Source organism: Bartonella sp. AA56HLJMS (genome assembly GCF_042197145.1).
Classification (GTDB): Bacteria; Pseudomonadota; Alphaproteobacteria; order Rhizobiales; family Rhizobiaceae; genus Bartonella.
Map to the genome: position 1 here is coordinate 1 of NZ_JBHIRL010000041.1, position 4,397 is coordinate 4,397.

The following is a 4,397-nucleotide window of genomic DNA, read 5'->3' on the forward strand; positions in this document are numbered from 1 at the left end:
CTAAAAATCCACACTTTAACGATATTTCGATAGGCAGAAAAATTCGCTTTAAAAGAACAATGCTGGGAATGTCGCAAAAGAAATTAGGCAGTCAGTTAGGGGTGACTTTTCAACAAATCCAAAAATATGAAAAAGGCTCTAATCGTATAGGGGGCGGGGCGTTTACAAGAAATTGCTGATATTCTTAATGTTCCCATTTCTTTTTTCTACTCCGATCTCTCAACAAAAGAAAATGCCTTGTATTGCTGTGATGAAGGGATCGCAAGTAAAGAAGAGCACATTCTTTTGAAAAGTTTTAGAGAGCTCAAACCTCAAAAACAGAAAGCATTTTTGTGTTTGATTTCCTCCCGCTCTACGCTCTAAAGGATGCATATTCCTGACTTAAGGGCTGCTCTGTAAACAGTCCGGCTTCTGTTGGCGCGGTTTGACCTACTCCTGACCATTCATGTAGTCCACTTTACAAGGCTCTACGGGGCAAGTCACGCCCATTTATTACACACTCTAAAAACACTTAAATATGTGAAGTTTTACATGCCTTATATCAGGGCTCTGAACAACGATGTTTTACGGCACAACATGATAAACCGCGCTTTTTTTCAGTGAACACTAATGCGTATTGTTATTGGGTTTTTTTTCTGTTAAGAAGCATATGCAGTGTCGTAAAAGAGTTAAGTAAGAAATTTAAATAGCGCGTGAAGCATCAAAGAAACTTTGAAAAAATTTTTGAAAAAATTAGTTTAGGAGAGCTTTTTATAAAAGCCCGTCTTAGAGAGGCAGATAAGTCTTTCATCTTAAGATGGTTTGCTTTACGTTTCAAAACTTGATAAAAATTCAAAAAATATAAAAACTTCGAAAAAAATAGGAAGAGAAGCTTTTTCTGGTATGCAGGGGGGAAAATGGTCAATAAATTAGACAAAAAACAGATTATATTTTTAGCATTGCCACTCATCTTTTCAATCATTGTAGCTTTTTTGGTCAATATAACCATCAATAACATTACAGAAAATGGAACGACGCCTGATGCTTATTGGTTTGTAAGATCAAAGCCACTGGATATTTTAATCCTTATTGCATTTTCATGTTCTTCATTCATCTTATTACAAAAAAGGCATATCAGAAAAAATATCACTATTTCGTCCATGATCATCTTTGGTTTGTTTGCAACTTATTATAGTGCAAATGAATATATCAGACTTAGTCCATATGTAGGTCAAGATAATATGACATGGGCGGATGTTCTTCCTTTCTTTGATAGGATGGTTTTATGGGGTGTTGTTATTGGCGTTATTATCCTTGGTTACACGATAAAACTATCATTACCTAAAGCTTCACCTTTGAAAATTTCAAAAAATACGATCTTTGGTGGTGTTCAATGGATGAGTATGAAACGCCTTGAAAAGATTTTTCCTCGTGATGGCGAAGTCGTCATAGGAGAGCGCTATAGAGTCGACAAAGATATTGTTAAAGATGTCCCTTTTAATCCTAAAGACAAAACAACATGGGGAAAAGGTGGTCGCCAGCCATTGTTGACATATAAACTTAATTTTGATTCAACTCATATGTTATTTTTTGCTGGTTCTGGTAGTTATACAACAACCAGTAATGTTATTCCAACTTGTCTCAAATATTCCGGTCCACTGATCGTTTTTGACCCTTCAACTGAAGTCGCTCCAATGGTAAAAAAAACAAGGCAGCTGTCAAACAGAAAAGTATACGTTCTTGATCCTCATGGTTCTTCAACGGAAACTTTTAATCCTTTAGATTGGCTGTTAGATGAAAATCTACCCCTTTATGAAAGAGAAGCGGGGTTGGTTGAAGTTGCTAGACTCCTTCTTTCTGAAAACGACAAATCAACTTCGACTGATCAATTTTTTGTATTACAGGCACATAATTTGTTAACAGGACTACTTGCGCATATTGTCTTTTCTGATGAATACACATTAAAGGAAAAAAACTTAAAAACCCTTCATACGATCATGTCAATGCCAGAACCATCCGTGATTGGAAAATTGCAATCTATACGATCAAATTCTCCATCCCAATTTATTCGTGAAACCCTTGGGGTGTTTACAAATATGGCTGAACAAACTTTCTCAGATGTCTATTCTACTGCTGCAAAAGATATACAATGGCTTTCACTCTCTAACTATGCAAACCTTATCAGTGGTCATGATTTTAAAACTACCGATATAACAAAGGGAAATATTGATATTTTTCTAAATATCCCCTCAAAAATTTTAAAATCTTATCCAGGTGTTGGGCGTGTCCTTGTTGGCTCTTTTCTCAGAGCTATGGAAGCCGCTAATGGTAATTATGCAAAAAGAGCGCTCTTTATTTTAGATAATGCTGATCTTTTAGGATATATGAACATTTTAGAAGAAGCACGTGATCATGGACGCAAATATGGTATATCTCTCATGCTTTTTTACAAGTCTGTAGATCAAATAGAACACTATTTCGGTTCGTCAGGCGTTATGACATGGTTTGAAAATTGTGCTTTTGTAAGCTATGCCGCAATAAAAGATATTAAAACTGCTGAAAATATATCTAAGGCATGTGGTCAAATGACCATTGAAGTGAAAGATTCAAGCAAACCTCTAGGAGGATTCCATACAAGAGGGACAGAAAATATAAACACCCAGCATAGACCTTTAATATATCCACATGAAATAACACAAGAAATGCGAAAAGACGAACAGATTATTCTTATGCAAGGGCAACCACCTGTTCGTTGTGGACGCTCTATCTATTTTAGACGTAAGGATTTAACAGCTCTTATTAATGAAAATAGCTTTTCTTCTTAATAAAGCATCTATTTTTTAGTTAAAATGAATAAAATATTGTTGTATTTTTGGATGATATAATTAGAGATAAATCATTTTTATATTACATTTTTATAATATAGTGGCTTGAAAATGGGGGAGTCATGAGCGATCTTTCTGCTAAGAATACAAACACCAAAAAAATCAAGACATAAAAAGAGTATCTTATCAATTATAATGCGTGGGGTGTTCAAGATAATACGTAGAATATTGGCTGTAATAGTTAAAAAGTTGCTTTACGCAATCTTCCTTATTTTATTATTCATTCGTAAACCAGTTTTTGCCTTCTTAAACTTCTTTGTTGGTGGCTTGGTTTTATTCCTATTTTTCTTTTTTGGGGATACACAGCGAGAGTTGCACCCTATGAACACCAAACAGCAATGGTCATTGGTTTTGTTATCATGATATTTCTTTGCTTGTTTGCTAATGATGTCTATGAAAGGTTTTTACTACGAGCTAATACGTCTAGCATCTCTTGATTATGATCTTATACTTATTTCAATAAATAGCGCTCACTTCGTTCGTATATAATTTAATCAAAAATGAGAGGTTATCTGCCTCTTATAAAAATACAAATAAAGACTGTTTTTAAATTTTATTGCTAATTTCATGAAATTACTTTATTGGTAAGAGAATGTTTTGGTCGTCTACGCAACGATCAAGAGGGATTCAAAACCCCTAAAGTTCAGTACATAAGATTAGCCTACTCTTGTGGGTTTCCCGGGATTCCGGGAGTTTTTGCCATGTCCAGGTGCGATGAGCACTAAAAGCAAAAAAGCTGACTGAACTCAGTGTTTTTGACTCCCGGAATACCAATGCGAGGGCGCTCGCAACCGGCAGGGGAGCTTGAAGTGAAAGCTAAAAATCCACACTTTAATGATATTTCGATAGGCAGAAAAATTCGCTTTAAAAGAACAATGATCGGGATGTCGCAAAAGAAATTAGGTAGCCAGTTAGGTGTGACTTTTCAACAAATCCAAAAATATGAAAAAGGCTCTAATCGTATAGGAGCTGGGCGTTTACAAGAAATTGCCGATATTCTTAATGTTCCCATTTCTTTTTTCTATACGGATCTCTCGACAAAAGAAAATGCCTTGTATTGCTGTGATGAAGGGATCGCAAGTAAAGAAGAGCACATCCTTTTGAAAAGTTTTAGAGAGCTCAAACCTCAAAAACAGAAAGCAATTTTGTGTTTGATTGTCTCATGAGATAAAAACACTGTTTTAAATTTTATTGCTGGTCTCCAGAAATTATTTTATGAACAAGCACCAGGGTTCTCGTCGTACAGTGTGGTTGAATGGTGAAACCCAAAGCCTGAAAATCCAAGATGAAACATTGGCCTGCTTTATAAGTATCGCGAGATTCTGGGAGTTTTTGCTATGTCCAGGTGCGATGAGCACTAAAAGCAAAAAAGCTGATTTAGGTTCAGTATTTTTGACTCCCGGAATACCAATGCGAGGGCGCTCGCAACCGGTAGGGGAGCTTGAAGTGCAAACTAAAAATCCACACTTTAACGATATTTCGATAGGCAGAAAAATTCGCTTTAAAAGAACAATGCTGGGAATGTCGCAAAAG

The 4,397-nt window shown here is 35.7% G+C and carries 2 protein-coding genes and 2 pseudogenes; all 4 read left to right on the forward strand.

Translation table 11 applies throughout. The features are described 5' to 3' along the window. A pseudogene (locus tag ACFINI_RS09320) lies at window positions 1-363 on the forward strand (helix-turn-helix domain-containing protein); the annotation flags it as partial. A gap of 533 nt (window positions 364-896) precedes the next feature. Next, window positions 897-2,804, forward strand: a complete 1,908-nt coding sequence (gene traG / locus ACFINI_RS09325; protein ID WP_375647979.1) for a Ti-type conjugative transfer system protein TraG — start codon at window positions 897-899, stop codon at window positions 2,802-2,804. Between the two features lie 833 nt (window positions 2,805-3,637). Then, the gene (locus ACFINI_RS09330; RefSeq protein ID WP_375636922.1) at window positions 3,638-4,030 is read left to right on the forward strand and encodes a helix-turn-helix domain-containing protein; all 393 of its coding nucleotides are present in this window, start codon (window positions 3,638-3,640) and stop codon (window positions 4,028-4,030) included. A 244-nt stretch (window positions 4,031-4,274) separates the two neighbouring features. Beyond that, window positions 4,275-4,397, forward strand: a pseudogene (locus ACFINI_RS09335) (transcriptional regulator); the annotation flags it as partial.

Excerpts from the sequence above, each read along its gene's own strand:
- traG (WP_375647979.1), top strand. The coding sequence starts at position 897 with ATGGTCAATAAATTAGACAAAAAACAGATTATATTTTTAGCATTGCCA.
- ACFINI_RS09330 (WP_375636922.1), top strand. The coding sequence starts at position 3,638 with ATGCGAGGGCGCTCGCAACCGGCAGGGGAGCTTGAAGTGAAAGCTAAA.